This is a genomic window from Streptomyces sp. (assembly GCF_035563135.1).
Lineage (GTDB): Bacteria > Actinomycetota > Actinomycetes > Streptomycetales > Streptomycetaceae > Streptomyces.
In genome coordinates this window covers 1-4,215 of the sequence record NZ_DATMVN010000825.1, presented here as the reverse complement: position 1 = coordinate 4,215, position 4,215 = coordinate 1, and the positions used below count along the sequence as shown (strand labels likewise).

The following is a 4,215-nucleotide window of genomic DNA, read 5'->3' as shown; positions in this document are numbered from 1 at the left end:
CGCCCCCGGACGTACCAGATGCCGATGAGGCCCAGTCCGGCACCGGCCAGGCACACCCAGATCCACCAGGCGTGGCCGCGGTCGTCGAACCAGCCGTAGAAGGGGACCTGCACGAGGAAGAGGACGAACCAGAGGATCGTGCCGCCGGTGACGGTGGCGACGACCGGCCCCTCCAGGGGCTCGGGTGCCTCGTGCCTGGGTGTCCACTTCTCCATGCGCTCAGTCTAACCGGGGTGCCGACGAGCCAGTCGGCCCAAGGATCTACGCGCGGAGATAGCGATCTTTCCCTTATGTATTCATACTGAATCTGCTTATGGGTGACTCGAATTATTCGTGTGAACATCCAAATCCGACTGTTCTCATTCCCTCGATGCACGACTGAAGGTCATACATGTCCTCCTCGGCCACCGCTCCGGTCGATCAGCCGCCGACGCCCCAGCAGCCCCACGGCGCCCTCGATCGTTACTTCAAGATCTCCGAGCGGGGGTCCACGGTCGCGCGCGAGGTCCGTGGTGGTTTCGCCACGTTCTTCGCGATGGCGTACATCATCGTGCTCAACCCGATCATCCTCGGCAGCGCGAAGGACATGTACGGGCACCAGCTCGACGGCGGCCAGCTCGTCACGTCCACCGTGCTGGCGGCCGCGTTCTCCACGCTCCTGATGGGCGTCATCGGCAATGTGCCGATCGCGCTCGCCGCGGGGCTCGGCGTCAACACCGTCGTCGCCCTCCAGCTCGCCCCCCGCATGAGCTGGCCGGACGCGATGGGCATGGTCGTCCTCGCGGGCATCGTCGTGATGCTGCTGGTCGCGACGGGGCTGCGCGAGCGCGTGATGAACGCCGTGCCGCGATCGCTGCGCAAGGGCATCGCGATCGGCATCGGCCTCTTCGTGCTGCTGGTCGGCCTGGTCGACTCCGGCTTCGTCTCCCGCATCCCGGACGCCGCGCACACCACCGTGCCGCTCCAGCTCGGCAGCGACGGCCACCTCAACGGCTGGCCCGTCCTGGTCTTCGTCCTGGGCACGCTCCTGACCCTCGCGCTGATCGTCCGCAAGGTGCCGGGCGCCATCCTGCTCTCCATCGTCGTCATGACGGTCGTCGCGCTGGTCATCGAGGCCGTCGCCGACCTGCCGGACGGCGCCTGGGGGCTCACGGTCCCCGAGTGGCCGGGCAATCCGGTCTCGTCCCCGGACTTCGGCCTGATCGGCCAGGTCAGCCTGTTCGGCGGATTCGAGAAGGTCGGCCTCCTGACCGGCATCCTCTTCGTCTTCACCGTGCTGCTGTCCTGCTTCTTCGACGCGATGGGCACCATCCTCGGCGTCGGTGACGAGACCAAGCTGATGGACAAGGACGGCAACTTCCCGGGCATCAACAAGGTCCTGCTCGTCGACGGCGTCGCCGTGGCCGCGGGCGGTGTGAGCTCCTCCTCCGCGTCGACCTGCTTCGTGGAGTCCACGGCCGGTGTCGGCGAGGGCGCCCGCACGGGACTCGCGAGCGTGGTGAGCGGCCTGCTCTTCTCGGTGGCGCTGCTCCTGACGCCGCTGGCGACGATGGTCCCCTCGCAGGCGGCCACTCCGGCGCTGATCGCGGTCGGGTTCCTGATCCTCGCGGGCAACGTGCGGGACGTCGACTGGAGCGACTTCACGCTCGCCGTCCCGGCCTTCCTGGCCATGCTGATGATGCCGCTCACGTATTCGATCACCAACGGCATCGGCATCGGCTGCATCGCCTTCAGCGTGATGCGTCTGGCGGCGGGGCGCGGCCGGGAGGTCCCGGCGGCCATGTACGTGGTGTCCGCCGTCTTCGTCTTCTACTACGCGATGCCGGCGCTCGGCCTCACGTGAGCGCGTGAGGGGACGTCCCGGCCGTCCCCACCCCTGCGGGGCGGATCCCCGTCATGTGACCCGGTCGGCCGGGTCCGCGTGACGGGGCTCCGCCCCGCAGGGCTTCTCCGTGTGACAGGGATCCGCCCCGTAGAACTTCTCCGTCTCGTCGACGGCCGCGTGGAAGCGCTCGTCGAAATCGTCGCGGACGAGCGTCCGGACCACGTAGTCCTGGACGCTCATGCCGCGTCTGGCGGCGTGCCGGCGGAGCCGGTCGAGCAGCTCACCGTCCATCCGCAGGCTGAGCACTGTCGATCCCATGCCAAGCAGCGTCGCTGCACACCCGGCCGTTTCGCGGCTCATTCCGCACCGTAGTCACTCGTTCGGGTGATTAGTTTCTCGCGCGTGTACCACCCGGTGGTATTTAGCACAGCTAATGAGTTACGCTAAGGAACATGCCTGACCTGATCCACGACGGTGAGAGTGCCGCCGCCGTGAGCTCCCTTCGCTCCGCCGTGATGCTGCTGGGCCGGCGCCTGAAGCACCAGCGCGTCGACGAGTCGCTGAGCCCCACCGAGATGTCGGTGCTCGGCACACTCGCCCGTTGCGGTTCCGCCACCCCCGGTGAGCTGGCCCGCAAGGAGCACGTGCAGCCCCCGTCGATGACCCGCATCGTCGCGCTGCTGGAAGCCAAGGGGCTGGTCAGACTGGAACCGCACCCCGATGACCGTCGGCAGAAGATGGTCAGCCGGACCGAGCAGGCGGAAGCCATGCTCGCCGAGTCCCGCTCCAAGCGGAACGCCTGGCTGGCCCGCCTCGCCGAGGGCCTGGACGAGGACGAGTGGGAGAAGCTGCGGGCCGCCGCGCCCGTGCTGGAGAAGCTCGCCCACCTCTGACCGCCGGGGCGCGCGGGCCCGCAGTCCGGAGCCCGCAGCGCCCCGCCGTCACGTCTTCGTCAGTCCGCACGTCGTACACGTCCGAGGAGGCGAACTCTTTTGAGTACGGGATCCGGAGCAGACTCCGCCCCCGCACCGACTTCCACCCACGAGAGCAAGACCGGCGGGACCTTCTCGTCGCTGAAGATCCGTAACTACCGCCTGTTCGCGACGGGCGCCGTGATCTCCAACACCGGTACCTGGATGTCCCGCATCACGCAGGACTGGCTCGTCCTGAGCCTCACCGGGTCCGCCGCGGCCGTCGGCATCACCACGGCCCTCCAGTTCCTCCCGATGCTGCTCTTCGGCCTGTACGGCGGCGTCATCGCCGACCGGCTCCCGAAGCGGCGTCTGCTCCTCATCAGCCAGGCAGCGCTCGGCCTGTGCGGCATCGCACTCGCCGCCCTGACCCTCTCCGGCGTCGTCGAGGTCTGGCACGTCTATCTGATCGCCTTCCTGCTCGGCATGGTGACCGTCGTCGACAACCCGGCGCGCCAGTCGTTCGTCTCCGAGATGGTCGGCCCCGCGCAGCTGCGCAACGCGGTCAGCCTGAACTCGGCGAACTTCCAGTCCGCCCGGCTCATCGGCCCCGCCGTCGCGGGCGTCCTGATCACGACGGTCGGCAGCGGCTGGGCGTTCATGCTCAACGGGCTGTCCTTCATCGCGCCGCTGATCGGCCTGATGATGATGCGTACGAGCGAGCTCCACGCGTCCGTGACCGTGAAGCGTGCCAAGGGCCAGCTGCGTGAGGGGCTGCGTTATGTGTCGGGCAGACCCGAGCTGGTCTGGCCGATCGTCCTGGTCGGCTTCGTCGGCACCTTCGGCTTCAACTTCCCGATCTTCCTGACGGCCTTCGCGGACGATGTCTTCCACGGCGACGCCGGGATGTACTCCTTCTTCAACATCCTCATGGCGGCCGGCTCGCTGGCCGGCGCCCTGCTCGCCGCCCGCCGCCGCTCCTCGCGGCTGCGGATGCTGGTGGCCGCGGGCACGCTGTTCGGCCTGCTGGAGATCGCGGCCTCACTGTCCCCCACCGTCTGGCTCTTCTCGCTGCTGCTGGTCCCGATCGGCATGATCGGCCTGACGACCAACATCAGCGCCAACACGAGCGTCCAGATGGCCTCGGACCCGGAGATGCGGGGCCGGGTGATGAGCCTCTACATGATGGTCTTCGCCGGGGGGACCCCGGTGGGCGCCCCGATCGTCGGCTGGATCAGCGACGCCTACGGTGCGCGCACCGGGATGGCGGCCGGCGGGGCGATCTCCATGGTCGCGGCGCTCGGCGTCGGCTTCATCCTGACGCGTGTCGGCGGCCTGCGCCTGAAGGTCGACCTGCGCCCGGGCCGCCCGCACGTGCGCATAGTCCCGCGCGAGCAGCTGGCCACGGCGGCCTGAGAGCCGGTGGACATGCGCCTGCCCTCCTCCCCGGCCGGGGAGGAGGGCAGGCGCATGTCCACC

5 protein-coding genes are annotated in these 4,215 nt (G+C 68.8%); 3 read left to right on the top strand and 2 right to left on the bottom strand.

What is annotated here, in order from left to right; genetic code table 11:
• On the bottom strand, positions 1 to 215 hold a 215-nt coding region (locus VN520_RS36555; RefSeq protein WP_325751261.1), incomplete at its 3' end, for a DUF2530 domain-containing protein.
• 176 nt (positions 216 to 391) lie between these two features.
• Here VN520_RS36555 and VN520_RS36550 point away from each other — a divergent pair.
• Positions 392 to 1,843: an NCS2 family permease gene (locus VN520_RS36550; RefSeq protein ID WP_325751260.1), complete on the top strand. Its 1,452-nt coding sequence runs from the start codon at positions 392 to 394 to the stop codon at positions 1,841 to 1,843.
• A 51-nt stretch (positions 1,844 to 1,894) separates the two neighbouring features.
• Here the strand turns inward: VN520_RS36550 and VN520_RS36545 are convergent, their stop codons facing one another.
• Positions 1,895 to 2,131: a hypothetical protein gene (locus VN520_RS36545; RefSeq protein ID WP_325751262.1), complete on the bottom strand. Its 237-nt coding sequence runs from the start codon at positions 2,129 to 2,131 to the stop codon at positions 1,895 to 1,897.
• Positions 2,132 to 2,277: 146 nt separating this feature from the next.
• Here VN520_RS36545 and VN520_RS36540 point away from each other — a divergent pair, with 146 nt between their 5' ends.
• Positions 2,278 to 2,718 (top strand): MarR family transcriptional regulator, encoded by a 441-nt coding sequence (locus tag VN520_RS36540; RefSeq protein WP_325751259.1) that lies wholly within the window; start codon positions 2,278 to 2,280, stop codon positions 2,716 to 2,718.
• Between the two features lie 99 nt (positions 2,719 to 2,817).
• Positions 2,818 to 4,152, top strand: coding sequence for an MFS transporter (locus VN520_RS36535; protein ID WP_325751258.1), 1,335 nt, complete (start codon positions 2,818 to 2,820; stop codon positions 4,150 to 4,152).
• The last annotated feature ends 63 nt before the right edge of the window (positions 4,153 to 4,215 follow it).